This window comes from Streptomyces sp. NPDC034099 (genome assembly GCF_055575415.1).
Map to the genome: position 1 here is coordinate 132830 of NZ_JBVISR010000013.1, position 24130 is coordinate 156959.

Genomic DNA, 24130 nt, shown 5'->3' on the forward strand with positions numbered 1-24130 from the left:
GCGTGCGGCCGCCCGCATCGCCCGTCACCGCTGCGCGTGCAGCAACGTGAACCGCGCCCCCTCCGGATCCACCACCGTCGCCACCCGGCCGTTCGGTGTGTCGCGGGCCGGGGTGAGGACGTGCCCGCCCAGGTCGACGAGGCGTGCCACCGACTCGTCCGTGTCGGCCACTTCGAAGTACGTCATCCATTGCGGCCCCCGGTCGCGCGGCAGGGCGTCGCCGACGCCGTGGATGCCGGCGACGGGGCGGCCGTCGAGGCGCAGGGTGACGTAGTCGCGGTCGGAGGAGGGCCCCGGGAGGAGTTCGAAGCCGAAGACCCTCTCGTAGAACTTGGCGATGCTCGCCGTCTCGTACGTCAGCAGCTCGTTCCACGCCGGTGTGCCGGGCACCCCGGCGATGGCCGTCCCGAGGTGCGCGGCCGCCTGCCAGATGCCGAAGACGGCGCCGGCCGGGTCGGAGCCGAGGGCCATGCGGCCCGCCTCGCCCGCGTCGAGGGGCCCGACGCCGACCGTGCCACCGCACATGCGCACCGTCTCGGCCGTCCGGTCGACGTCGTCGGAGGCGAAGTAGGGCGTCCAGGCGGTGGGCAGTTGCCGGTCCGGGGGCAGCTGACCGATGCCGGCCACCTCCCGCCCGTCGAGCAGGGCCCGCGCGTACGGGCCCAGTTGCTGGGGGCCGGGCCGGAACTCCCAGCCGAACAGGGCTCCGTAGAAGTCGTGGGTGGCGGCCGGTCCGTGCACCATCAGACTCACCCAGCAGGGTGTGCCGGGCGCGCGCCGGGCGTTCGTCTCACCGATCCGGCTGTCCGATCCCCGTGCGTCGGTCATCGTCACCCTCTTCCCGGCCCTCCGCGGGCCGTGCGTCCGCTTCCGCTCCGACGGGCCTCGGCACCGATACCGGCACCGGGTTCCGGTGCGTGGTTCGGGCGACCCGGCGCTCGTGGGGCAGCCCGCCTGGCCGGGCAGTACAGCATGTGCCCGAACCCGTACGCCTCGTGATCGGTACTGTCCGGCGGGCAGAGTAGCCCGACATCGACGCCTCGGCCACTCGGTACGCCAGGATGGGGCCATGAACGCCATCATCTCCGCACCCGAACTCGCCGACGAACTGGCGGGCGCCCATCCTCCCGTCCTGCTCGACGTCCGCTGGCAACTGAGCACCGCGAAGGCGGCGGGAGCCCCGCCGTTCGACGGCCGGGCCGAGTACGTAGCCGGGCATCTTCCCGGTGCCGTCTTCGTCGACCTGGACGGTGAGCTGGCCTCCGCGCCCGGCGCGAACGGGCGGCACCCGCTGCCCGACATCGGCGAGTTCGGTGCGGCGATGCGCCGGGCGGGCGTGTCGCAGGGGCGGCCGGTCGTGGTCTACGACGGAGGGCAGGGGTGGGCGGCGGCCCGCGCCTGGTGGCTGCTGCGGTGGACGGGTCACCCGAACGTGCGGGTCCTCGACGGCGGGTTGCCGGCCTGGGAGGCGCCGCTGTCGACGGACGTCCCGGCGCCCGCCGAGGGCGACTTCACGCCGGTGCCGGGCGCGCCGGGGCTGCTGGACGCGGACGGGGCCGCCGCGCTGGCCCGGTCCGGGGTGCTGTTCGACGCCCGCGCGGGGGAGCGCTACCGGGGCGAGGTCGAGCCGATCGATCGGGTCGGCGGCCACATCCCGGGCGCCGTGTCCGCGCCGACGGCCGAGAACGTGGCCCCGGACGGGCGCTTCCGGCCCGCCGAGGAACTCCGGGCACGCTTCAAGGCCCTGGGCGCCACGGAGGACGGCGCGGTCGGCGTGTACTGCGGCTCGGGCGTGTCGGCTGCCCACGAGGTGCTCGCGCTGGCGGTGGCGGGGATCCCGGCGGCGCTGTACGTGGGCTCGTGGTCCGAGTGGTCCTCGGACCCGGCCCGGCCGGTCGCGGTGGGGCCCGACCCGCGGTAGCGCCCGTGTACGAGGCCGGGGCCGCACCCGCGTGGGTGCGGCCCCGGCCTCGTCGTCCGGCGAGGACTCGTTACTCCTGCTTCTTGCGCCGCGTGCCGAACACGATCTCGTCCCAGCTCGGTACCGCCGCGCGGCGGCCCGGCCGGACGCCGTCGGCCTCGGCCTGTCGGTCGGTGGAGCCGGTCAGGCGGTCGCGGTGGCTGGCCACCGAGCGCGGCATGAGCACGTCGGCGTAGGCGGAACCGGCCGAGGCCGCGGGGGCGGGAGGCTCCTCCACCTCGGGTTCCTCGACGGGCTCCTCCACCGGTTCCGGAGCGCGCTCGGGCACCACCAGGTCGCCGCGGAAACTCGGTACGGCCTCCAGCAGGCTGGTGAGCGAGTCCCGTTCGCGCTCGGCCGAGGCGGTGGCCGCGGTGTCGTCGGACGGCTCGGCCGGTGGCGGGGGCAGGCTCGGCCGCTCCCGCTGCTCCCGGTCGAGGGTGCGGTCCAGCGGCCGGTCTCGCGGCAGCCGGGCGATGCGCGGCACGAACGGGAAGCTGGGCTCGGGCGCGGCGAGGTCGTCGGACTCGCCGATCAGCGCGCGCGCCTCCGCGTCGACGGCCTGCACGAGCCGTCGGGGCGGGTCGTACGTCCAGCTCGCCGAGTGCGGCTCGCCCGCGACCAGGTAGACCAGCAGCACTTCCCAGGTGCCGTCGTCGCGGCGCCAGGAGTCCCACTGGACGGTGTCCTTGTCGGCGCCGCGCAGCAGCAGCCGCTCCTGGACGGCCTCACCGAGGGGCGGCCCGGAGTTCTCGCCCGGGCGGCGGACGGGGGTCTTGCGGGCCCGCTCCGCCATGAAGGCGCGCTCGGCCAGCACGGGACCCTCGAAGCGCCGTACGCGGTCGACGGGGATGCCGGCCATCTGGGCGACCTCTTCCGCGGTCGCGCCGGCACGTATACGCGCCTGGATGTCGCGGGGGCGGAGATGGCTCTCCACCTCGATCTCGATCTGGCCGAGGCGGGGACGGTCGCCGCGTACGGCGGCCCGGAGCCGCTCGTCGATCGGAAGCGTGTACTCCGTGCTGTCCGCAGCCTTCAGCACCAGCCGTGTGCCGTCATTCGAGACGGCCACGACACGCAGTTCGGGCATGGGGACCTCCCGGGTGGTGCCTGCCGACGTCACGTGCGTCGCTGCTTCCGCTCTGTCGAGTGTGGCCTGCCCGGGTGCAGCCTGCCACAACCTTGCCGAGTTGCCCGGCGTGTCGGGCGAGAGCCCGGGATCGCCGTTATGGCACGGTTACCTGTTCGCAACGCTAAGTGACCAACTCCGTCACCCTGTGCAACTTTCCCCTCCTGGCGCTCCTCCAAGGTTCCGAGCCCCCTCGCGGGAGACCGGCTCCAGGGCTCGCAACAGTACTCCATTCGGGCCACGTGCGTGGATTGGCACGCCGCCCAACTTCTGGCAAGAGGTGACGCTTGGCCGTCCCCGGCGCGATTCCGGCGATCTCGGACGTGGCGTACTTCACGCAATCACCAGAAACGGAACTAATGGTTTCGGCCGCACGTCCCTTTCTCGTGCAGTTGATCGCTCCCGTACGGAAAGGCAGGCAAGGTCCGACCATGCGTGAAAGGTCCGATGGTGCGGGTGAGGCGGACGTGGGTTCGAAGGGGGAGTCCAGGCGGATCGACCTGAGCGTGCCCCAGGTCGCGGGCAGCGCCCTGGCCGCGGTGGTGGCCGCCAAACTCGCCTCCTCCTTCGGCGTCTACGGCACGATCGCCGGCGCCGGTCTGATCAGTGTCGTCGCCACCTGCGGGGGCTCGGTGCTCCAGCACTTCTTCAAGCGCACCGGGGAGCAGATCCGGGTGAAGCGCACCGTCGCCACCGTGCGGACCGGCGGGCGGACGGCGTCGGTCCCGGCCTCGCTCACGGAGGCTTCCGCCACCGGGGCGGCTCCCGCTTCGGCTTCGGGCGAGTTCACCGAGGGCACCGTCTACCGCGCGCGGACCAAGGGCTGGCGCCGCCCGTTGCTCGCGGCGGCCCTCGTCTTCGGCGTCACGATGGCCGGAATCACCGTCTACGAGGTCGCCTCCGGCCAGAACCTGAGCGGCGGTCACAGCACCACCGTCGGCAGCGCCTTCACGGGGCACGACAAGTCCGCGGCCGATTCGGGGAAGCCCGGTGATTCCGACTCCGGTGACTCCGGGGGAGCGCGGGACGGCCGGGACCCGGGCGGCTCCGGTGACCCGGGTGACGCGAAGGACTCCGGGTCCGGGGACGACGCCCCGTCCGCCACTCCTTCCGGGAGCCCGGAGCCGACCGGTGACGGCACGTCGTCCGACGGGGGTTCCCATCAGGAGGGCGGTACGGACCCCAGCCCGGCGCCCACCGGGGACGCCACCGGTGACGAGGGGGCCGGTGACACCGGGACCCCCGATCCGGACGCCTCGGCTACGACCCCAGAACCCGGCGCAAGTAGTCGTTCTGGAACAGACGCTCCGGGTCAAGACGGTCCCGCAGCGCCGTGAACTCGCCGAAGCGCGGATACACCCGGGAGAAGTACGCGGCGTCCCGGGTGTGCACCTTGCCCCAGTGCGGCCGGCCCTCGTACGCCGTGAAGATGCGCTCGGCGGCGGTGAAGTACGCCTGATAGGGCGTGCCCCGGAACATGTGCACGGCGATGTACGCGCTGTCGCGGCCCGATGCGGTGGACAGCGTGATGTCGTCGGCCGGGGCCGTGCGCACCTCGACCGGGAAGCTGATCCGCAGCCGTGACCGCTCGACCATCGCCCTCAACTCGCGCAGCGCCTCGACGACGGCCCCGCGCGGGACGGCGTACTCCATCTCCACGAACCGCACCCGGCGCGGGGAGGTGAAGACCTTGTAGGGAGTGTCCGTGTACGTCCGCGCGGAGAGCGCCCTGCTGGAGACCCGGGCGATCGCCGGGATGGTGGCGGGCGCCGCGCGGCCGACCCAGTTGACCGCCTGGAAGAGGCCGTTGGAGAGGAACTCGTCGTCCAGCCAGCCCTGGAACCGGCCCACCGGCCGCTCCGGACCGGCGCTGCGGTTGTTGCGCTTGGTGTTGGTGCTGCCGGTGTGCGGGAACCAGTAGAACTCGAAGTGCTCGTTCTCCGACCACAGTTCGTCGAAGTCGGCCAGGACCCGGTCGAGCGGCATCGGCTCCTCGCGGGCCGTGAGCAGGAAGACCGGCTCCACGGCGAAGGTGATCGCGGTGACGACGCCCAGTGCTCCGAGGCCGATCCGGGCGGCGGCGAACACGTCGGGATTCTCGTCCTTGGAGCAGCTCAGTACCGAACCGTCCGCCGTGACCAGCTCCAGGCCCCGGATCTGGGCGGCGATCGAGGCCGATTCGCGGCCGGTGCCGTGGGTGCCGGTGCTGGTGGCCCCGGAGACGGTCTGCTCCATGATGTCGCCCATGTTGGTCAGCGACAGGCCCTCACGCGCGAGCGCCAGGTTGAGCCTCTTGAGCGGGGTGCCGGCCTCGACCGTGACCGTCATGGCGTCCCGGTCGATGCCGCGGATGCCCGTCAACAGTTGAGGGCGGATCAACACACCGTCCGTCGCGGCTATCGACGTGAACGAGTGCCCGGTGCCGACCGCCTTGACCCGCTGCCCGTCCTCGGCCGCCCGGCGGACGGTGTCGGCCAGTTCTTCGACGGAGGCGGGAGTGACCTCCCGCGCGGGACGCGCCGAGACGTTGCCGCCCCAGTTACGCCATGTGCCGTTCCGGCCGCTCGTCCTGCCGCTCGCCGTGCGTGTGCTGCTCAACGGTCCCTCCCCGACGCGGTTCCGGCCGCTTGAGCCGGCGGTACCCGAGGAAACCGACCGCGACCGCGACGGCCCCGGCCACCGCCGGAACCCCGTACCCGGCACGCGCCCCGGAAGCGTCGATCACCCAGCCGCCCGCGGAGGAGCCGAGCGCGACCCCGACCGCGAGTCCGGTACTCACCCAGGTCATGCCCTCGGTGAGCTGCGTGCGTGGTACGTGCTCTTCGATGAGGGACATCGTCGTGATCATCGTGGGAGCGATGGACAGACCCGCAACGAACAGCGCCGCGGCCAGAAACGGCAAGTTTCCGACCAGTAGGAGGGGGATCATACTCACGGCCATCGCACACACGCCCAGGAGCCAGCGGCGTTCCGGCGGTCCGGCGAAGCGCAGCAGCCCGAAAATCATGGCCGCCGTGCACGACCCCGCCGCGTAGAGGGCGAGGACGAGGCTGGCGGCGGCCTTGTGTCCCTCCTCCTCGGCGAACGCCACGGTGACGACGTCGATGGCCCCGAAGATCGTCCCCGTGGCCGTGAACGTACCGACCAGGACCCGCAGTCCCCGGGAGCGCAGTGCGGTGCCGCCGCCCTTGTGCTCGCGTGGGTGCGGTTCCGGCTCGGTGGCGCGCTGTGAGGTCAGCCAGAAGACACCGGTCGCCAGGAAGCAGGCGGCGAGTAGCGGCCCGGCCTCCGGGAACCAGGCCGTGGACAGGCCGATGGAGATGATCGGGCCGAAGATGAAGCAGACCTCGTCCACCACGGACTCGAAGGAGTACGCGGTGTGCAGTTGCGGTGTGCCCCGGTACAGGGCCGCCCAGCGGGCCCGGACCATCGCCCCGAGGCTCGGCACGCAGCCGATGCCGACACAGGCCACGAACAGCACCCAGTCCGGCCACCCGTAGTGCGCGGCGGGCAGCAGCACCGCCGCCGCGCTCAGCGACACCAGGGTCGCCGGGCGCAGTACCCGGCGCTGCCCGTACCGGTCCACCAGCCGGGAGACCTGCGGCCCGGCCACGGCGGCGGCCAGCGCGATGGTGGCCGACAGGGCCCCGGCCAGTCCGTACCGCCCGGTGAGCTGCGAGATCATCGTCACCACGCCGATGCCCATCATCGACAGCGGCATCCGGCCGAGGAAGCCCGCGGCGGAGAAGCCCTTGGTGCCGGGGAGGGCGAACAGGGCGCGGTAGGGACTGGCCAACGAGGTCTCCGGAAGCGGCTCGGTCACGGCTGAGTAAGGTGCGAACGCAGTCGATAGAGCTTACTCGCCCCCACGTTCGGAAACACCCCCTCGGACCTGGTGGAACGCACGGTCGGTACCCCACCGTTTCCCCGCTGTCAGTGCCGGGTGGCAGGATCGGGGCATGCCAGACGTGCTCGATGCCAGCTCCTACGACGCCCTGCTCCTGCTCTCGTTCGGCGGCCCGGAGGGCCCGGACGACGTGGTCCCGTTCCTGGAGAACGTGACCCGGGGGCGCGGCATCCCCAAGGAACGCCTCAAGGAAGTCGGTCAGCACTACTTCCTCTTCGGCGGCGTCAGCCCGATCAACGACCAGAACCGCGCCCTGCTGGACGCGCTGCGCAAGGACTTCGCCGAGCACGGCCTGGACCTGCCGGTCTACTGGGGCAACCGCAACTGGGCGCCGTACCTGACGGACACCCTGCGCGAGATGGTCCGCGACGGCCGGCGCCGCGTCCTGGTCCTCGCCACCAGCGCCTACGCCTCCTACTCGGGCTGCCGCCAGTACCGCGAGAACCTCGCGGACGCGCTCGCCGCCCTGGAGGCCGAGGGGCTGGAGCCGCCGAAGGTCGACAAGCTCCGGCACTACTTCAATCACCCCGGCTTCGTCGAGCCCATGGTCGACGGGGTCGTCCGGTCCCTCGCCGAGCTGCCCGAGGAGGTCCGGGACGGCGCGCACATCGCGTTCTGCACCCACTCGATCCCCACCTCCGCCGCCGACACGTCCGGTCCGGTCGAGGAGCACGGTGACGGCGGGGCCTACGTGCGCCAGCACCTGGACGTGGCACAGCTGATCGCCGACGCCGTGCGCGAGCGCACCGGCGTCGATCACCCCTGGCAGCTCGTCTACCAGTCGCGCTCCGGCGCCCCGCACATCCCGTGGCTGGAGCCCGACATCTGCGACCACCTGGAGGAGCGGCGGGCGGCCGGTGCCCCCGCCGTGGTGATGGCCCCCATCGGGTTCGTCTCCGACCACATGGAGGTCCTCTACGACCTCGACACGGAGGCCACCGCCAAGGGCGAGGAGCTGGGTCTGCCGGTGCGCCGCTCGGCCACCGTGGGCGCCGACCCGCGCTTCGCCGCGGCCGTCCGTGACCTGGTTTTGGAGCGGGCGGGCGACGAACGCGGGCAGGAGGTCACGCCCTGCGCCCTCGGCAGGCTCGGCGCGAGCCACAACCTGTGCCCGGTCGGCTGCTGCCCCGCCCGTGCCCCCCGGCCCGCCGCCGCGGGCGCCGACAGCCCCTACGCGTGAGGAACCCCGTGACCGACGTGACGCCCGACCCGCTCCATGCCGACCTGCTGAAGATCGCCCAGGAGGCCGCGCACCGCGCGGGCGAGCTGCTGCGGGACGGACGCCCGGCCGACCTCGCGGTCGCCGCCACCAAGTCCAGCCCGATCGACGTGGTCACCGAGATGGACATCGCGGCGGAGAAGCTGATCACCGGGCTGATCGCCGACCGCCGTCCCGACGACGGCTTCCTCGGCGAGGAGGGCGCCGCCACCGAGGGCACCAGCGGCGTCCGCTGGGTCATCGACCCGCTCGACGGCACGGTCAACTACCTGTACGGCCTGCCCACCTGGGCGGTCTCCATCGCCGCCGAGCAGGACGGTGAGCGGGTGGCCGGCGTGGTCGTGGCCCCGATGCGGGGCGAGTCCTACCACGCGCTGCTGGGCGGCGGCGCCTGGGCGACGGGCGCCTGGGAGGGCGAACGCAGGCTCGCCTGCCGGTCCGCGGCACCGCTGGACCAGGCGCTGGTCTCCACCGGCTTCAACTACGTCGCCGACGTCCGCGCGGAGCAGGCCGAGATCGCGCGGCGGCTCATCCCGCTGGTGCGGGACATCCGGCGCGGCGGCTCGGCCGCGATCGACCTGTGCGACGTGGCCGCGGGGCGCCTCGACGGATACTACGAGCGCGGGCTGCACCCCTGGGACCTCGCGGCGGGCGACCTGATCGCCCGTGAGGCGGGCGCCGTGACCGGTGGACGCCCCGGTGAGCGCCCCACCGGCGCCCTGACCATTGCTGCCACCCCGGCCGTCTTCGAACCCCTCCAGAGGCTCCTGACGGACTTCGGCGCGTAGCCCCCGGCGGTCCGGGCGGGGAGGCGGTGGGCGCCCCCGCCCCGCGTCCGGCCCGCCGCCGGACGGACGGGAGCGCGCACGACAAGGCCCCGGTGCTGGATCCCACCGGGGCCTCGTCTTCGCGGGCCGATCAGGCGTTGGTCGCGCTGACCTCCACGCCGTGCTCGGCAGCGAGACGGCGCAGATCGTCCAGCTCGCCCAGCTCCACGTCGACAAGGTACTCGTCGCCCTCGTCGCGGGCCCGGGACAGGTCGGACTCGGTCGTCTTTATGCGCTGCAGAAGTCCTGCGGTGAAAGCGTCCATGCTGCGCCCCCTCGTCCTGGGTCGTGGGTCGTTGGCACGGGGGTGTGCCGGTCGGAAGGGGCGATCACGCCTCCGGTGGAGTGCCCAGCGCTGCCGGGCAGGGCGGCGGCGGTGCCGGACACCCACGCCCGCTCTGCGGAAGCGGACCGCGGCGTACCGCGCGGTAACGCGGTACAGGCAGAGCGTGATCGCGGGGTGTAAAGCCGTCCTCCCCCTGCTCCCCTTCGCGGAAACCTCAACCGCGCGAGAAAATCTCGCATTCCCGCTTCGGCGGCCTTTCCGCGGCCTTCTTCGTCACCGGCCCCTCACCCGGCTTACCGCCGACTTATGGCCGAAAAGGGCAGGATGGAGGCAACACACCCACCAGCCCCCTGCCCTCGTGCGTCCCAGAAGCGCTACGCGGGTGGACACAGGAAGGACAAGCGACGTGCGCGTACTCGTCGTCGAGGACGAGCAGCTGCTCGCCGATGCGGTGGCCACCGGACTGCGCCGGGAGGCCATGGCCGTCGACGTCGTGTACGACGGTGCGGCCGCCCTCGAGCGCATCGGCGTCAACGACTACGACGTGGTCGTCCTCGACCGCGACCTGCCCCTGGTGCACGGCGACGACGTCTGTCGCAAGATCGTCGAGCTGGGCATGCCCACGCGGGTGCTCATGCTCACGGCCTCCGGTGACGTCAGCGACCGGGTCGAGGGCCTGGAGATCGGCGCCGACGACTACCTGCCCAAGCCCTTCGCGTTCAGCGAGCTGATCGCCCGCGTGCGCGCCCTGGGCCGGCGGACCAGCGTGCCCCTGCCGCCCGTCCTGGAGCGTGCCGGGATCAAGCTCGACCCCAACCGCCGCGAGGTCTTCCGGGACGGCAAGGAGGTGCAGCTCGCCCCCAAGGAGTTCGCCGTCCTCGAGGTCCTCATGCGCAGCGAGGGCGCCGTGGTCTCCGCGGAACAGCTGCTGGAGAAGGCCTGGGACGAGAACACCGACCCGTTCACCAACGTCGTGCGCGTGACCGTCATGACCCTGCGCCGCAAGCTGGGCGAGCCGCCGGTCATCGTCACCGTCCCCGGCTCCGGATACCGGATCTGAGCGGCCGTGGCGACGACACCCGCGCCCCCCGGGGCGCCCCCCAAGCCCACGTGGGACCCCCGCTCGGCCACGCCCCTGCCGTGGCTGCGCCCCACCATCCGGATAAGGCTCACGCTGCTGTACGGCGGCATGTTCCTGATCGCCGGCATCCTGCTGCTGTCGATCATCTACCTGCTGGCCGCCCAGGCGGTGCGCACGGGCAACGAACCGCTGTACAAGATCGTCGACTTCACCGACCTCAAGGTCTCCAGCAGCGACTGTCCGGTCGTCGACAACGGCAACCTGTCGCTGTCCGACTTCAACGCGGCGATCAGCGACTGCATGGACCACCAGCGCAAGGTCGCCCTGGACAACCTGCTCAGCCGCTCGCTGCTGGCGCTGCTCGGCCTCGCCGTGATCGCCTTCGCCTTCGGCTACGCCATGGCCGGACGCGTCCTGTCGCCGCTGGGGCGGATCACCCGCACCGCGCGCGCGGTGGCCGGCTCGGACCTGTCCCGCCGGATCGAGCTGGACGGCCCGGACGACGAGCTGAAGGAGCTGGCCGACACCTTCGACGACATGCTGGAGCGGCTGCAGCGGGCCTTCACCGCCCAGCAGCGCTTCGTCGGCAACGCCTCCCACGAGCTGCGCACGCCGCTGGCGATCAACCGCACCCTCCTGGAGGTGCACCTGTCCGATCCGAACGCCCCGGTGGAGCTCCAGCAGCTCGGCAAGACGCTGCTGGCGACCAACGAACGCAGCGAGCAGCTGGTCGAGGGCCTGCTGCTGCTGGCCCGCAGCGACAACCAGATCGTCGAGCGCAAACCGGTGGACCTCGCCGAGGTGGCCGGCCAGGCCATCGACCAGGTGCACGCCGAGGCCGAGACCAAGGGCGTGGAGCTCCGCGGCACCCGGGAGGCCGCGGTCGTCCAGGGCAACGGCGTCCTGCTGGAGCGGATCGCCCTGAACCTCGTCCAGAACGCCGTGCGCTACAACGTGGCCGAACAGGGCTGGGTGGAGGTCACCACCGCCGTGGAGAACGGCCAGGCGGTTCTGGTGGTCACCAACACGGGCCCGGTGGTACCGGCGTACGAGGTGGACAACCTCTTCGAGCCGTTCCGGCGGCTGCGTACCGAGCGGACGGGCAGCGACAAGGGTGTCGGGCTGGGGCTGTCCATCGCGCGTTCCGTGGCCCGGGCGCACGGCGGGCACATCTACGCCCAGCCGCGCGAGGGCGGAGGGCTCGTGATGCGGGTGACCCTGCCCGTCTGAGATCATGACCCCGACATCGCACCGAGACCCGAGGATGTTCGCTTTGAGCGGAATTTCCAGGCCACCGGCCTCGGAGTCGCGTGTGTGATCGATCACAGCGGAGGCTTTCCCGCTCTCTACTCTCCGTGATCATGCACCCTGTCGGAAAGCCGGGAAAATCCCGGTTTTCAGGGGCCCTGATCACGGGAAGTACACGGTGAGACGCCTTTGAAGTGCGGCATTCGGACCGTGTACGGTCCCCATCGCCATCCAAGCCGATCACTCATGAGGAGTCCGGTTGGGTGTCGATTGAGTAACAGACCTTGATGTGAGGCAAAATCTCCGCCTCAGGTCGGGCACAAGTCCGGCCTCTCACGCGTTACGTGCGCTGAAGACACCGCAGACACCCAGAGGGGGAGAGCGACCATGGCAACCGATTACGACACTCCACGCAAGACCGACGACGACGTCGACTCGGACAGCCTCGAAGAGCTGAAGGCCAGGCGGAACGACAAGTCCGCCTCGGCCGTCGACGTCGACGAGTTCGAGGCCGCGGAAGGCCTCGAACTTCCCGGCGCCGACCTCTCGAACGAGGAACTGGCCGTCCGTGTACTGCCGAAGCAGCAGGACGAGTTCACCTGCATGAGCTGCTTCCTGGTCCACCACCGCAGCCAGCTGGCCCGGGAGAAGAACGGCCAGCCGATCTGCCGCGACTGCGACTGAGGCGGGGTCGGCCGTGACTGGCTCGACCCCTCCCTGGAAGCGCCGTTTCTCCCGACGAGGAGCGGACCAAGGGCCGTCCGACGGCCCGTACAGCGCGCGTGACGACGAGCGGGGCCCGACCGATACGGGGAGGGCCCCGCTCGAACCGGTGGCCGACCGGAGCGACCTCCCGGCGACCACGCGACCGCCGACGCCCGCTGCCCGGCGCCGGGCAGCGGCGTTCCGGGAGAAGGCGGGGCAGGGGGTCCGCAACGGCGGTGCCCGTGCCAGGGCCGCCCTGGGACACCTCGCCGACCGGATCATCGACCTGGCCCCGCGGGTGCCCGTACGGGACCTGGCCACGCTGCGCAGGCAGTTCCCGGGCCTCGGGCCCGAAGAGCTGGCCGACCGGCTGGTGGCCGGCGCGGCCAAGGGCACGGCGACCGTGGGAGCGGGCATCGGAGCGGCGGCGATGCTGCCCGTGCCACCCGCGATGCCCACCGAACTGGCCGCCGAGATCACCGGCGTCGCGGCGATCGAGCTCAAGCTGATCGCCGAACTCCACGAGGTCTACGGCGTACGCCCGCCCGGCGGTCTCGGGCAGCGCAGCACCGCGTACCTGAACTCGTGGTCGGACGAACGCGGCGTCGACGTGTCCAAGCCGTCGACCCTCGGCTCGGCGATGAACGGCCACATGAAGCGCCAGCTGCGCCAGCAGATCATGAAGCGGATGGTGCGCGACCTGCCGAACCTGATGCCGTTCATGGTGGGGGCGGCCGTGGGCGCGGTCATGAACCGCCGCGACACCAGAAAGCTGGCCGCCAGGATCCGGACCGACCTGCGCAAGCAGCAGGTCGCCTGGAGCGCCCTGGACGACCTCCCCGCCCTGGAACGCCCGCGGGACGCCCTGGACATGGGCGAGATCACCAAGGGCATCGGACCCGGCTCCGCCGGCCGCGGGGAAAACTTCGGCAAAGACGGCCGCTGACCGCGGCCCGCCGCTCGCCTCCGCCCCGCCGCGACCCGGTCCGCCGGACAGGCGCTACGCGGCCGCGGCCTTCGCCGCCGTCAGGGCCTCGATCAGCCGCTCCGGCTCGCGCGTCGACAGGTACAGGTACGGAGTCGGGTCCTCCGGGTCCGTGACCAGCACCCGCACGGCCCGCGGGATGTAGGAGCGCAGCAGCAGGAACGCCCTGGTGTCGGCCTTGTACGTGCGCCAGGCGCGGGCCTCCTCCGGGTCGAGGACCTCCGCGCCGCCCAGCGCCGAGAGCGGCACCCTGGCCTCGCCCGCGATCAGCGAGTCGCCCACGATCCGGATGCGGACCGCGCCGTACGAACTGGCCGCCACCGCGGCCACCGCGGTCCCGCCCGCCAGGCCGCCCAGCATCGGCAGCGTGCCGAAGGGCAGCAGAATCAGCGCGAACGCCAGCCCCACCAGGAAGGAGACCAGCCACCAGGAGCGGGGCGCGGTGAGTCGTTCTTCGTACGGGGCCGTGGAGAGCTGCATGAACCAAGCTTGGCACGGTATCGGTGTTCGGCCGACGCGCGGGTAAGGTCTGCGCCTGTGAGTGGTACTTCCCCAGGTCTCCAGCCCCCGGCCGACGCCGTGAAGCCCGTACGGCACCCCGACGCGCCCGCCCCCGGCGAGCTGCTCGGCGCCCACTACGGACAGTGCTTCGGCTGCGGCGGCGACCAGCCCCACGGGCTGCATCTCCAGGCGCGGGCGGGTGAAGGCGTGTCGATCACCGCCGAGTTCACCGTCCGCCCCGCCCACCAGGGCGCGCCCGGTCTGGCGCACGGCGGCGTGCTGGCCACCGCCCTGGACGAGACGCTGGGCTCGCTGAACTGGCTGCTGCGCACGATCGCGGTGACCGGACGGCTGGAGACCGACTTCCGGCGGCCGGTGCCCGTGGACACGACGCTGTACCTGGAGGCCGAGGTCACCGCGGTGGCCGGCCGCAAGATCTACTCCACCGCCACCGGCCGGATCGGCGGACCCGACGGCCCCGTGGCCGTCCGCGCCGACGCCCTCTTCATCGAGGTCAAGGTCGAGCACTTCGTCCAGAACGGCCGCGAGGAGGAGATCCGCGCCGCCATGGACGACCCCGACCAGCTCCGCCGCGCCCGCGCCTTCGAGGTGAACCCGTGAGCCGTGCCGACCTCGAGGTGCTGATCCGCCGCGTCGACCCCGACGTACCGCTGCCCGCGTACGCGCAGCCCGGCGACGCGGGCGCCGACCTGCGGACCACCGTCGGCTGCGAGCTGGCGCCCGGCGAACGCGCCGTTCTGCCCACGGGCGTGTCTGTGGCGCTCCCCGAGGGGTACGCGGCCTTCGTGCACCCACGTTCCGGACTGGCCGCCCGCTGCGGTGTCGCCCTCGTGAATGCCCCGGGGACGATTGATGCCGGGTACCGTGGGGAGATCAAGGTGATCGTGGTGAATCTCGACCCGCGCGAGAGCGTGCGGTTCGAGCGCTTCGACCGGATTGCCCAACTGGTCGTCCAGCAGGTCGAGAGGGTCCGCTTCCGTCAGGTCGCGGAGCTTCCCGACTCGGCGCGGGCCGAGGGGGGCTTCGGGTCCACCGGCGGCCACGCCGGGTTGGACCGTGCAAGCGGCACAAGCGGTCAGGTCGCCGAAGGCGGCCCGACGGGTGGGAATCGATACGCTTCGGTCGTATCCGACCGGGAAGGACAGTGACGTGTTCGGACGTCGCAAGAAGAGGGATGCCGCCGAGGACGCGGCCGGCGAGACCGAGCAGGTCGTCGACAGCGTCGACACCGAGGCGGACGAAGAGCGCGAACGCGTGCGGCTCGAGCCCGAGCCGCGCCCCGACGGGCCCTGGGACAGCACCGAGGTCCGCGACCCCGGCGAGGGCCGGGTCGACCTGGGCGGCCTGTTCATCCCCGGGGTCGACGGCATGGAACTGCGGGTGGAGGTCGCGGGCGACGCGATCGTCGCCGCGACCGTCGTGCTGCGCGACAGCGCCATCCAGCTCCAGGGCTTCGCCGCGCCCAAGCGCGAGGGCATCTGGGGCGAGGTGCGCGAGGAGATCGGTTCCGGCATCACCCAGCAGGGCGGCATCATCGACGAGGTCGAGGGTCCGCTGGGCTGGGAGCTGCGGGCCCAGGTCCCGGTGCAGCTGCCGGACGGCACGGGCGGCTTCCAGGTCGTGCGGTTCGTCGGCGTGGACGGGCCCCGCTGGTTCCTGCGCGGTGTGATCTCGGGCCAGGGAGCGGTGCAGCCGCAGGCCGCCGGTCTGCTGGAGCAGATCTTCCGGGACACGGTCGTCGTCCGCGGCGAGGGCCCGATGGCCCCCCGCGACCCCATCGTCCTGAAGCTGCCGAACGACGCGCAGATGGTCCCCGAAGGTGTCCAGCAGGAGGAGGGCTCCCGCTTCGCCGGCGGCATGGGCCAGCTCCAGCGCGGACCGGAGATCACCGAGGTCCGCTAGGCGAGGACGCCACACGGCTCTTCGCCGTACGTGCCACGAGGGCCGCTTCCCCAGGGGGACGCGGCCCTTTCGCCGGTACGGACCGGAGCGGTCGCGTCGGACGATCGGGCCGCGGCCGTTGAATCCGCCGGCCCGCGGTGGTGATACTGACGCCCGGTTCACGGGGCACGACGGGGGAGGGCACGACATGAGCCAGGTGGTCACGGAGACCATGGTGCGCGTCGAGGACGTGCGGAAGTCGTACGGCAGGGACAGCGCCGCCGTGCACGCCCTGCGCGGCGTCTCCTTCGACGTGCCGCGCGGTGAGCTGGTCGCCCTCAAGGGGCGGTCGGGATCCGGGAAGACCACCCTGCTCAACATCGTCGGCGGCCTCGACACACCGGACGCCGGACGCGTGGAGGTCGACGGCCGGGACCTCGCGGAGCTGGACGAGGACGGGCTGCTCGCGCTGCGCCGGGACCGGGTCGGGTTCGTCTTCCAGTCCTTCGGACTCATCCCGATCCTCACCGCCGCCGAGAACGTCGGCGTACCGCTGCGGCTGCGCCGGGCCGCACCGAAGGAACGCGAGGAACGCGTCGAGCTGCTGCTCTCCCTGGTGGGCCTCGCCGACCACGCCGCCCAGCGCCCCGGCGAGCTGTCCGGCGGGCAGCAGCAGCGGGTCGCCATCGCCCGCGCCCTCGCCAACAACCCCGCGCTGCTGATCGCCGACGAACCCACCGGCCAGCTGGACGCGGAGACCGGGCACTCGGTGATGGAACTGCTGCGGGCCGTCGTACGCAGCGAACGGGTCACCGCCCTGGTCGCCACCCACGACACCACCCTGCTCGACCTCGCCGACCGGGTGCTGGAGCTGCGGGACGGGGAGATCGTCGAGCAGTGACGCCCCGGCGTCAGAGTTCCGTCAAGGACGGCCGGCGTCCCCGTCCCCGCCCCTTTTGCCGCGCTTGCGGGTCGTAGGGTCGACGCTGCGCAATCAGCGGTGACCGGAAGACAATGAGGCCATGGGACGCGGCAAGCTTCGGATCTACCTCGGTGCGGCACCGGGCGTCGGCAAGACGTACGCGATGCTGTCCGAGGCGCACCGGCGCGTCGAACGCGGCACCGACTGCGTGGTGGCCTTCGTCGAGCACCACGGCAGGGCACGCACCGAGGTGATGCTGCGGGGCCTGGAAGAGGTGCCGCGCCGGGAGATCGAGTACCGGGGCGCCGCCTTCACCGAGCTGGACCTGGACGCGGTGCTGGCCCGCCGCCCCCGGGTGGCGCTGGTGGACGAGCTGGCCCACACCAACGTCCCCGGCGTGCGCAACGCCAAGCGCTGGCAGGACGTCGAGGAACTCCTCGCCGCCGGCATCGACGTCGTCTCGACCGTCAACATCCAGCACCTGGAGTCACTCGGCGACGTCGTGGAGTCCATCACCGGCGTACGGCAGCACGAGACGGTGCCGGACGAGGTGGTGCGCCGCGCGGACCAGATCGAACTGGTCGACATGTCGCCGCAGGCGCTGCGCCGGCGCATGGCCCACGGCAACATCTACCAGCCGGACAAGGTCGACGCGGCCCTGTCCAACTACTTCCGCCCCGGCAACCTCACCGCCCTGCGCGAGCTGGCGCTGCTGTGGGTCGCGGACCGGGCCGACGAGTACCTCCAGCAGTACCGCAGCGAGCACCGGGTCTCGAAGATATGGGGCTCGCGCGAACGCATCGTGGTCGGCCTGACCGGCGGCCCCGAAGGACGGACGCTGATACGGCGGGCCGCGCGCCTCGCCGAGAAGGGCGCCGGCGGCGAGGTGCTGGCCGTGTACATAGCCCGCAGCGACGGCCTGACCTCCGCCTCCCCGAAGGAGCTGGCCGTGCAGCGCACCCTGGTGGAGGACCTCGGCGGCACCTTCCACCACGTGCTCGGCGAGGACATACCGGCCGCACTGCTCGACTTCGCCCGCGGCGTCAACGCCACCCAGATCGTCCTCGGCTCCTCACGCCGCAAGACCTGGCAGTACGTCTTCGGACCCGGCGTCGGCGCCACCGTCGCCCGCGAGTCCGGCTCCGACCTGGACGTGCACATCGTGACCCACGAGGAGGTCGCCAAGGGGCGCGGGCTGCCGGTGGCCAGGGGCGCGCGGCTCGGCCGGTCCCGGAGCGTCTGGGGCTGGTTCGCGGGCCTGGGCGGTCCCGTGCTGCTGACGCTGCTGCTCAGCACCGTCCACCTCGGGCTCGCCAACGACGTGCTGCTCTACCTGGCGCTGACCGTCGCGGCCGCCCTGCTCGGCGGGCTGTACCCGGCGCTCGCCTCGGCCGCGGTGGGGTCGCTGCTGCTGAACTGGTTCTTCACGCCCCCCGTCAACCGGATCACCATCGCCGACCCGAGGAACATGCTTGCGCTCGCCATATTCGTCGGCGTCGCGCTCTCCGTCGCCTCGGTCGTCGACGTCGCGGCCCGCCGCACCCACCAGGCCGCCCGGCTGCGCGCCGAGTCGGAGATCCTGTCCTTCCTCGCCGGTGACGTGCTGCGCGGCGAGACCAGCCTGGAGACGCTCCTGGAGCGGGTGCGCGAGACCTTCGGCATGGAGTCGGCCGCCCTCCTGGAGCGGGAGGGCGACGTGGCGCCCTGGACCTGCGCGGGGCGCGCCGGGTCGGGACCGCCGGTCGACCGCCCGGAGGACGCGGACGTGGACATGCCCGTCGGCGACCACATGGCCCTCGCGCTGACCGGCCGGGTCCTGCCCGCCGAGGACCGCCGGGTCCTCGCCGCCTTCGCCGCCCAGGCCGCCGTCGTCCTGGACCGGCGCCGCCTGCGCGAGGAGGCCGACCAGGCCCGCGCGCTCGCCGAGGGCAACCGCATCCGCACGGCGCTGCTGGCCGCCGTCAGCCACGACCTGCGCACCCCGCTGGCCGGGATCAAGGCGGCGGTGACCAGCCTCAGGTCCGACGACGTGGCCTGGTCCGAGGAGGACCGGGCGGAGCTGCTCGAGGGCATCGAGGAGGGCGCGGACCGCCTCGACCACCTGGTGGGCAACCTGCTCGACATGTCCCGCCTGCAGACCGGCACCGTCACCCCGCTGATCCGCGAGATCGACGTGGACGAGGTGGCGCCGATGGCGCTCGGCGGGGTGCCCGAGGGCAGCGCGGAGCTGGACATCCCCGAGACGCTGCCCATGGTCGCCGTGGACGCCGGGCTCCTGGAGCGGGCGATGGCCAATCTGGTGGAGAACGCCGTCAAGTACAGTCCGGACGACCGGACCGTCCTGGTCGCCGCCAGTGCCCTCGCCGACCGCGTCGAGGTGCGGGTCGTGGACCGGGGGCCGGGGGTGCCGGACGAGGCCAAGGACCGCATCTTCGAGCCCTTCCAGCGCTACGGCGACGCCCCGCGCGGGGCCGGGGTGGGACTCGGCCTGGCCGTGGCCCGCGGTTTCGCCGAGGCGATGGGCGGCACCCTGAACGCCGAGGACACCCCGGGCGGCGGCCTCACCATGGTCCTCACCCTCCGCGCCGTGGGCTCGTCCGGCTCGTCCGGCTCGTACGGTGATTCCGGGCCGGCCCACCACCTGGCCACGGCAGAAAGGCAGGCCGCCCGATGACCCGGGTGCTCGTGATCGACGACGAACCGCAGATCGTGCGGGCCCTCGTGATCAACCTCAAGGCACGGCACTACGAGGTCGACGCCGCCCACGACGGAGCCACCGCCCTCCAGCTCGCCGCCGCCCGTCACCCGGACGTGGTGGTCCTCGACCTGGGCCTGCCCGACATGGACGGCGTCGAGGTGATCAGAGGACTGCGCGGCTGGACCCGGGTGCCGATCCTGGTGCTGTCCGCCCGGCACTCCTCCGACGAGAAGGTCGAGGCGCTCGACGCGGGCGCCGACGACTACGTCACCAAGCCGTTCGGCATGGACGAGCTGCTGGCCCGGCTGCGGGCCGCCGTCCGCCGGGCCGAACCCGTCCCCGGCGGCGAGGACGAGGTCGTCGTGGACACCGCGGAGTTCACCGTCGACCTGGCCGCGAAGAAGGTCAACCGGGGCGGCAGGGACGTACGCCTGACGCCCACCGAGTGGCACCTGCTGGAGGTACTGGTGCGCAACACGGGGCGCCTGGTCAGCCAGAAGCAGCTGCTGCGGGAGGTGTGGGGGCCGTCGTACGGGACGGAGACGAACTACCTGCGGGTCTACATGGCCCAGCTGCGCCGCAAGCTCGAGGCGGACCCCGCGCACCCGCGGCACTTCATCACCGAGCCGGGCATGGGATACCGCTTCGAGAAGTGAGAGGCAGTGCACGCGACGTGAGGGCGGAGTGAGCCTCGCCATCCCGTCCCGGCAGGGGTGCATGGCTGTCGGCGGGCCCCGGTACGCTTCAGATATGAGTGCTGCTCCGCGTTCCGACAAGCCGGTGGGCCGGTTCCGGCGCATGTTCGACCGGCTCTCCTCCTCCCAGGAGGACCTGGAGTCGGAGGAACTGCGCGAGGACGCCGACACCGCCGGCTGCACGCGCATCGGAGACTGCCAGGACCGGCAGGTCGTGTCGGTTACTGGTACCTTGCGCACGGTCACCCTGCGACCGCGTGCGGGCGTTCCGGCCCTGGAGGCCGAGCTGTTCGACGGTTCCGCCGCCCTGGACGTGGTGTGGCTGGGCAGACGCTCCATCGTGGGTATAGAGCCGGGGCGCAAGCTCATCGCATCGGGCCGGATCTCCATGAGCCACGGCCGCCGGGTGCTCTTCAACCCGAAATACGAACTGAGACCCCTCGGACGGGAGTAGCCGGTGACGTCGCTCGACAAGCCGACCGAAGAGACGACAGAGGCCGACGACGCCCGGGCGGTGACGGAGGCCGCGCTGTTCGAGGCGTTCGGCGGCGTGCGGGGCATGATCGAGACGGTGCTTCCGGGCCTGCTCTTCGTCACCATCTTCACCCTCAACAACGACCTGCACATGTCGGCGATCGCGGCCCTGGCCGTGTCGGTGGTGCTGGTCGTCGTCCGGCTGGTGATGAGGGACACCGTCAAGCACGCGTTCAGCGGGGTCTTCGGCGTCGCCTTCGGCGTGGTCTTCGCGATGATGACCGACAACGCCAAGAACTTCTATCTGCCGGGCATGCTCTACACCCTGGGCCTGGCGCTGGCGTACATCGTCACCTCGCTGGCCGGGGTGCCGCTGATCGGCCTGATCCTCGGCCCGGTCTTCAAGGAGAACCTCTCCTGGCGCACCCGCAACCCGGGCCGCAAGAAGGCGTACACCAAGGCCAGCTACGCCTGGGGCTTCATCCTGCTCGCCAAGTCCGCGATCCTCTTCCCGCTGTACTGGTGGGCGGACACCGAGCAGCTCGGCTGGGTCCTGGTCACCCTGAAGATCCCGCCCTTCCTGCTCGCCGTCTGGCTGACCTGGGTCTTCCTGGCCAAGGCGCCCGCACCCATCGACGTGTTCGCGGAGATGGAGGCGGCGGAGGAGGCCGAGAAGGCCCAGAAGGCCGAGCGGGAACGGAGCGAGCAGGGGGCGGCCGACCAGACCCTGCCGGGGCCGTCCGAGGCCGACGGGGACGTCGCGGACCTGCGCGGCGGCAAGCACCGCAAGGCCTGACGGGCGAGACGCGACAGTACGGCGGTGGGGCGCCCGGGAATCCCGGGCGCCCCACCGCCGTGGACGGGTCCGCCGTGCCGGTCAGACGAGGCCGTCGGGCCGCCGTCGGGCCGACAGCAGGTCCTCCAGCTGCTCCTCACGGGCCTGCGCGGCGACGAAGAGCAGCTCGTCGCCCGCCTCCAGGGAGTCCTCCCGGGACGGCGTCAGCACCCGGGTGCCGCGGATGATCGTCACCAGCGAGGTGTCCTCGGGCCACTGGACGTCGCCGACCTGGGTACCGGCCAGGGCCGACTCCTCCGGCAGCGTCAGCTCGACCAGGTTGGCGTCGCCGTGGCTGAAGCGCAGCAGCCGGACCAGGTCGCCGACGCTCACCGCCTCCTCGACCAGGGCGGACATCAGCCGCGGGGTGGAGACGGCCACGTCCACGCCCCAGGACTCGTTGAAGAGCCACTCGTTCTTCGGGTTGTTCACCCGGGCGACGACGCGCGGAACGCCGTACTCCGTCTTGGCCAGCAGGGAGACGACGAGGTTGACCTTGTCGTCGCCCGTCGCGGCGATGACGACGTTGCAGCGCTGGAGCGCCGCCTCGTCCAGGGACGTGATCTCGCACGCGTCGGCGAGCAGCCACTCCGCCATCGGGACGCGCTCGACCGAGATGGCCGTCGGCGCCTTGTCGATGAGCAGGACCTCGTGGCCGTTCTCCAGCAGCTCGCCCGCGATCGAACGGCCGACCGCACCGGCTCCGGCAATGGCGACCCTCATCAGTGACCGCCCTCCTCTTCGGGACCCTTGGCGAACGCCGCCTCGACCTTGTCGACCTCGTCGGTGCGCATCATCACGTGCACGAGGTCACCGTCCTGAAGGACGGTCTGCGAGGACGGCAGGATCGCCTCCCCTAGCCGGGTGACGAACGCCACCCGCACGCCCGTCTCCTCCTGGAGCCGGCTGATCTTGTGACCGACCCAGGCCGAGGAGGTGTGCACCTCGGCGAGCTGGACACCGCCGGTGGGGTCGCGCCACAGCGGCTCGGCACCCGAGGGCAGCAGCCGGCGCAGCATCTGGTCGGCCGTCCAGCGGACGGTGGCCACGGTGGGGATGCCCAGGCGCTGGTAGACCTCGGCGCGGCGCGGGTCGTAGATCCGGGCGGCGACGTTCTCCACGCCGAACATCTCGCGCGCCACGCGGGCGGCGATGATGTTCGAGTTGTCGCCGCTGGAGACGGCGGCGAAGGCGCCGGCCTCCTCGACCCCCGCCTCGCGCAGGGTGTCCTGGTCGAAACCGATGCCGGTGACCCGGCGTCCGCCGAACGAGGAACCGAGGCGTCGGAAGGCGGTGGGGTCCCGGTCGATCACCGCGACCGTGTGCCCCTGCTGCTCCAGGGTCTGGGCGAGCGCGGAGCCCACGCGCCCGCAGCCCATGATGACAATGTGCACGGCTTACACCACTCTTCTTCTCTGCCCTCGGACCGCGGCGGACATCCCGTTCATCTTCCTCTTTCGGCTCGACGGGCAAACATCTGCGGCCCCCACCGAGGGCCGCAGCCACCATCATGCCGGTCCACCGCGGTCACACCCCGGCGGGGTGGTTCGTTCGCGTCGTTCAGCTCCTTTGGACCGGAGCGCGGCCGCTTCTCAACACATTGACGGTGGCGCCCTCCTCCACCGGTCCTGTGTTGAGAACGGAATGCGATCGTTCGGTGGATGACGGGTGGGGGAGTGCTTGCCACGATGGACCCCTGCAAGACAGTGGTTCGAAAGCCGGTCAAAAGACCGGCCGAAAACCGGTTGACAGGCCTTCGGGGCCGGTCCGGTCCGCTGCGGCCCCGCGCCCCGTCCGCTTCCGGGGTGCGGGGGAACGCGCGAGCGGGCCGACGGGCCGGGCAGTCCCGCAGAGCGAGGCCGACCGTTCGGGCCACGGATGCACGCCTGTACCAACTCGGGGGATGTGTGGAAATCAACATATTGGGACCCGTATCGATCAACACGTCGCACAGCGACGGTGGGATTCGAGCCGGCAAGGTCCGCACTCTGGTGGCGACACTCGCCATCGACGCCGGCCGTGCCGTGTCGCTCGCCGACCTTGCGGACGAACTCTGGGGCGCCGACCCGCCCGACAACGTGCTCAACGCCCTTCAGGCGCATGCCGCGCGAGCCCGGAAGGTGATCAACGAACGTTCCTGCTCCGAGCGGGCGGGCGCCGTCCTGCGCTCGGTGCTCGGTGGCTACCTCCTGGAGATCGACCCGCAGTGCGTGGACGGCAACCGCTTCCTGAGGCTCGCCTCGCAGGGCGCGTCCCTGCTCCTCTCCGAGCCCGCTCGCGCCGCCGAGGTGCTGGAGGCCGGTCTGCGGCTGTGGCGCGGCCCGGCCCTCATCGACGCGGGTGAGGGACGGCGCTGCCGGGGCGCCGTGGCCCTGTTCGAGGAGCGCAGGCTCACGGTCCTGGAGGACCTGGTGAGCGCGATGCTGCTGCTCGGCGGCGAGGCCCAGGCGATCGCCATGCTCCAGCAACTGGTGGCGCAGTATCCGCTGCGCGAGCGGTTCTGCGAGCTGCTGATGGTCGCCCTGTACCGGGTGGGACGGCAGGGCGACGCCCTGGAGTCGTACCGCCTGGCCAGGAAGCGGCTCGACGACGAGCTGGGCGTCCAGCCGGGTGCGCTGCTGCGCCGGCGGCACGCCGAGATCCTCGCGCAGGATCCGGTGCTCAAGGTGCCCTCCGCGCTGAGGCGCGAGCCGTACGCGCCGGCCGACACCAGCCTGCTCACCGCCTGACGACCCGGGGCCGGCCGCGGGCGGCGC

Annotated in this window: 25 protein-coding genes; 17 read left to right on the forward strand and 8 right to left on the reverse strand. The window is 72.1% G+C overall.

Annotated features, from left to right (window positions below; all coding sequences use genetic code 11):
* Positions 1 to 24: 24 nt before the first annotated feature.
* Positions 25 to 828 carry a VOC family protein gene (locus tag ACZ56V_RS31400; protein ID WP_468946991.1) on the reverse strand — a complete coding sequence of 268 codons (804 nt, stop codon included), beginning with the start codon at positions 826 to 828 and terminating at the stop codon, positions 25 to 27.
* Positions 829 to 1069: 241 nt separating this feature from the next.
* On the opposite strand from ACZ56V_RS31400, the gene ACZ56V_RS31405 reads away from it, so the two are divergent.
* A complete protein-coding gene (locus ACZ56V_RS31405) occupies positions 1070 to 1921 on the forward strand; it encodes a sulfurtransferase (protein WP_468946993.1) in 852 nt (283 codons plus the stop codon).
* A 70-nt stretch (positions 1922 to 1991) separates the two neighbouring features.
* On the opposite strand, the gene sepH is transcribed toward ACZ56V_RS31405, so the two are convergent.
* Positions 1992 to 3050: a septation protein SepH gene (gene sepH, locus ACZ56V_RS31410; RefSeq protein ID WP_356362797.1), complete on the reverse strand. Its 1059-nt coding sequence runs from the start codon at positions 3048 to 3050 to the stop codon at positions 1992 to 1994.
* A 470-nt stretch (positions 3051 to 3520) separates the two neighbouring features.
* Between sepH and ACZ56V_RS31415 the strand changes: the two genes are divergently transcribed.
* Positions 3521 to 4426, forward strand: coding sequence for a hypothetical protein (locus ACZ56V_RS31415; RefSeq protein ID WP_467383382.1), 906 nt, complete (start codon positions 3521 to 3523; stop codon positions 4424 to 4426).
* Here the strand turns inward: ACZ56V_RS31415 and ACZ56V_RS31420 are convergent.
* Complete coding sequence (locus ACZ56V_RS31420) at positions 4350 to 5687, reverse strand: D-arabinono-1,4-lactone oxidase (RefSeq protein ID WP_468946996.1); 1338 nt, start codon at positions 5685 to 5687, stop codon at positions 4350 to 4352. The two genes, ACZ56V_RS31415 and ACZ56V_RS31420, sit on opposite strands and share 77 nt — an antisense overlap.
* Entirely contained in the window at positions 5629 to 6885 is a 1257-nt protein-coding gene (locus tag ACZ56V_RS31425) for an MFS transporter (RefSeq protein ID WP_468947096.1), read from the reverse strand. Before ACZ56V_RS31425 ends, ACZ56V_RS31420 begins: the two co-directional genes overlap by 59 nt.
* Before the next feature lie 163 nt (positions 6886 to 7048).
* Here ACZ56V_RS31425 and ACZ56V_RS31430 point away from each other — a divergent pair, with 163 nt between their 5' ends.
* Both ACZ56V_RS31430 and ACZ56V_RS31435 read left to right on the forward strand, forming a co-directional pair.
* Positions 7049 to 8176, forward strand: a complete 1128-nt coding sequence (locus ACZ56V_RS31430) for a ferrochelatase (protein ID WP_468946998.1) — start codon at positions 7049 to 7051, stop codon at positions 8174 to 8176.
* An 8-nt stretch (positions 8177 to 8184) separates the two neighbouring features.
* Positions 8185 to 9003, forward strand: coding sequence for an inositol monophosphatase family protein (locus tag ACZ56V_RS31435; protein WP_398915118.1), 819 nt, complete (start codon positions 8185 to 8187; stop codon positions 9001 to 9003).
* Between the two features lie 130 nt (positions 9004 to 9133).
* On the opposite strand, the gene ACZ56V_RS31440 is transcribed toward ACZ56V_RS31435, so the two are convergent.
* Positions 9134 to 9307, reverse strand: a complete 174-nt coding sequence (locus tag ACZ56V_RS31440) for a hypothetical protein (RefSeq protein ID WP_198601315.1) — start codon at positions 9305 to 9307, stop codon at positions 9134 to 9136.
* A gap of 427 nt (positions 9308 to 9734) precedes the next feature.
* Here ACZ56V_RS31440 and ACZ56V_RS31445 point away from each other — a divergent pair, with 427 nt between their 5' ends.
* The 4 genes from ACZ56V_RS31445 to ACZ56V_RS31460 all read left to right on the forward strand — a co-directional run bounded on the left by ACZ56V_RS31445 (position 9735) and on the right by ACZ56V_RS31460 (position 13308).
* A complete protein-coding gene (locus ACZ56V_RS31445) occupies positions 9735 to 10388 on the forward strand; it encodes a response regulator transcription factor (protein WP_003993508.1) in 654 nt (217 codons plus the stop codon).
* 6 nt (positions 10389 to 10394) lie between these two features.
* The gene (locus ACZ56V_RS31450) at positions 10395 to 11639 is read left to right on the forward strand and encodes a sensor histidine kinase (protein WP_356362806.1); all 1245 of its coding nucleotides are present in this window, start codon (positions 10395 to 10397) and stop codon (positions 11637 to 11639) included.
* Between the two features lie 405 nt (positions 11640 to 12044).
* A complete protein-coding gene (locus ACZ56V_RS31455; protein ID WP_003993510.1) occupies positions 12045 to 12341 on the forward strand; it encodes a DUF4193 domain-containing protein in 297 nt (98 codons plus the stop codon).
* 13 nt (positions 12342 to 12354) lie between these two features.
* A complete protein-coding gene (locus tag ACZ56V_RS31460) occupies positions 12355 to 13308 on the forward strand; it encodes a hypothetical protein (RefSeq protein ID WP_467383375.1) in 954 nt (317 codons plus the stop codon).
* Between the two features lie 54 nt (positions 13309 to 13362).
* Here the strand turns inward: ACZ56V_RS31460 and ACZ56V_RS31465 are convergent, their stop codons facing one another.
* The gene (locus ACZ56V_RS31465) at positions 13363 to 13827 is read right to left on the reverse strand and encodes a DUF3093 domain-containing protein (RefSeq protein ID WP_468947004.1); all 465 of its coding nucleotides are present in this window, start codon (positions 13825 to 13827) and stop codon (positions 13363 to 13365) included.
* A 57-nt stretch (positions 13828 to 13884) separates the two neighbouring features.
* Between ACZ56V_RS31465 and ACZ56V_RS31470 the strand changes: the two genes are divergently transcribed.
* The 8 genes from ACZ56V_RS31470 to ACZ56V_RS31505 all read left to right on the forward strand — a co-directional run bounded on the left by ACZ56V_RS31470 (position 13885) and on the right by ACZ56V_RS31505 (position 21335).
* Positions 13885 to 14469, forward strand: a complete 585-nt coding sequence (locus ACZ56V_RS31470; protein ID WP_093457139.1) for a PaaI family thioesterase — start codon at positions 13885 to 13887, stop codon at positions 14467 to 14469.
* Positions 14466 to 15017 (forward strand): dUTP diphosphatase, encoded by a 552-nt coding sequence (dut, locus tag ACZ56V_RS31475; RefSeq protein WP_104631129.1) that lies wholly within the window; start codon positions 14466 to 14468, stop codon positions 15015 to 15017. The genes ACZ56V_RS31470 and dut overlap by 4 nt, the downstream gene beginning before the upstream one ends.
* Position 15018: 1 nt before the next feature.
* The gene (locus ACZ56V_RS31480; protein WP_123626582.1) at positions 15019 to 15771 is read left to right on the forward strand and encodes a DUF3710 domain-containing protein; all 753 of its coding nucleotides are present in this window, start codon (positions 15019 to 15021) and stop codon (positions 15769 to 15771) included.
* A 187-nt stretch (positions 15772 to 15958) separates the two neighbouring features.
* The gene (locus ACZ56V_RS31485; RefSeq protein WP_398915111.1) at positions 15959 to 16651 is read left to right on the forward strand and encodes an ABC transporter ATP-binding protein; all 693 of its coding nucleotides are present in this window, start codon (positions 15959 to 15961) and stop codon (positions 16649 to 16651) included.
* 121 nt (positions 16652 to 16772) lie between these two features.
* Positions 16773 to 19346 carry an ATP-binding protein gene (locus ACZ56V_RS31490; protein ID WP_468947010.1) on the forward strand — a complete coding sequence of 858 codons (2574 nt, stop codon included), beginning with the start codon at positions 16773 to 16775 and terminating at the stop codon, positions 19344 to 19346.
* Complete coding sequence (locus ACZ56V_RS31495) at positions 19343 to 20026, forward strand: response regulator (protein ID WP_356362815.1); 684 nt, start codon at positions 19343 to 19345, stop codon at positions 20024 to 20026. Before ACZ56V_RS31490 ends, ACZ56V_RS31495 begins: the two co-directional genes overlap by 4 nt.
* Before the next feature lie 94 nt (positions 20027 to 20120).
* Positions 20121 to 20519: an OB-fold nucleic acid binding domain-containing protein gene (locus ACZ56V_RS31500; protein ID WP_076976707.1), complete on the forward strand. Its 399-nt coding sequence runs from the start codon at positions 20121 to 20123 to the stop codon at positions 20517 to 20519.
* A 3-nt stretch (positions 20520 to 20522) separates the two neighbouring features.
* Complete coding sequence (locus ACZ56V_RS31505; protein WP_398915107.1) at positions 20523 to 21335, forward strand: DUF3159 domain-containing protein; 813 nt, start codon at positions 20523 to 20525, stop codon at positions 21333 to 21335.
* An 81-nt stretch (positions 21336 to 21416) separates the two neighbouring features.
* Here the strand turns inward: ACZ56V_RS31505 and ACZ56V_RS31510 are convergent, their stop codons facing one another.
* Both ACZ56V_RS31510 and ACZ56V_RS31515 read right to left on the reverse strand, forming a co-directional pair.
* On the reverse strand, positions 21417 to 22097 hold the full coding sequence (locus ACZ56V_RS31510; protein ID WP_356362819.1) for a potassium channel family protein: 681 nt from the start codon (positions 22095 to 22097) through the stop codon (positions 21417 to 21419).
* Positions 22097 to 22768: a potassium channel family protein gene (locus ACZ56V_RS31515; RefSeq protein WP_356362821.1), complete on the reverse strand. Its 672-nt coding sequence runs from the start codon at positions 22766 to 22768 to the stop codon at positions 22097 to 22099. Before ACZ56V_RS31515 ends, ACZ56V_RS31510 begins: the two co-directional genes overlap by 1 nt.
* A gap of 597 nt (positions 22769 to 23365) precedes the next feature.
* Between ACZ56V_RS31515 and ACZ56V_RS31520 the strand changes: the two genes are divergently transcribed.
* A complete protein-coding gene (locus tag ACZ56V_RS31520) occupies positions 23366 to 24103 on the forward strand; it encodes an AfsR/SARP family transcriptional regulator (RefSeq protein WP_398915103.1) in 738 nt (245 codons plus the stop codon).
* Positions 24104 to 24130 lie beyond the last annotated feature (27 nt).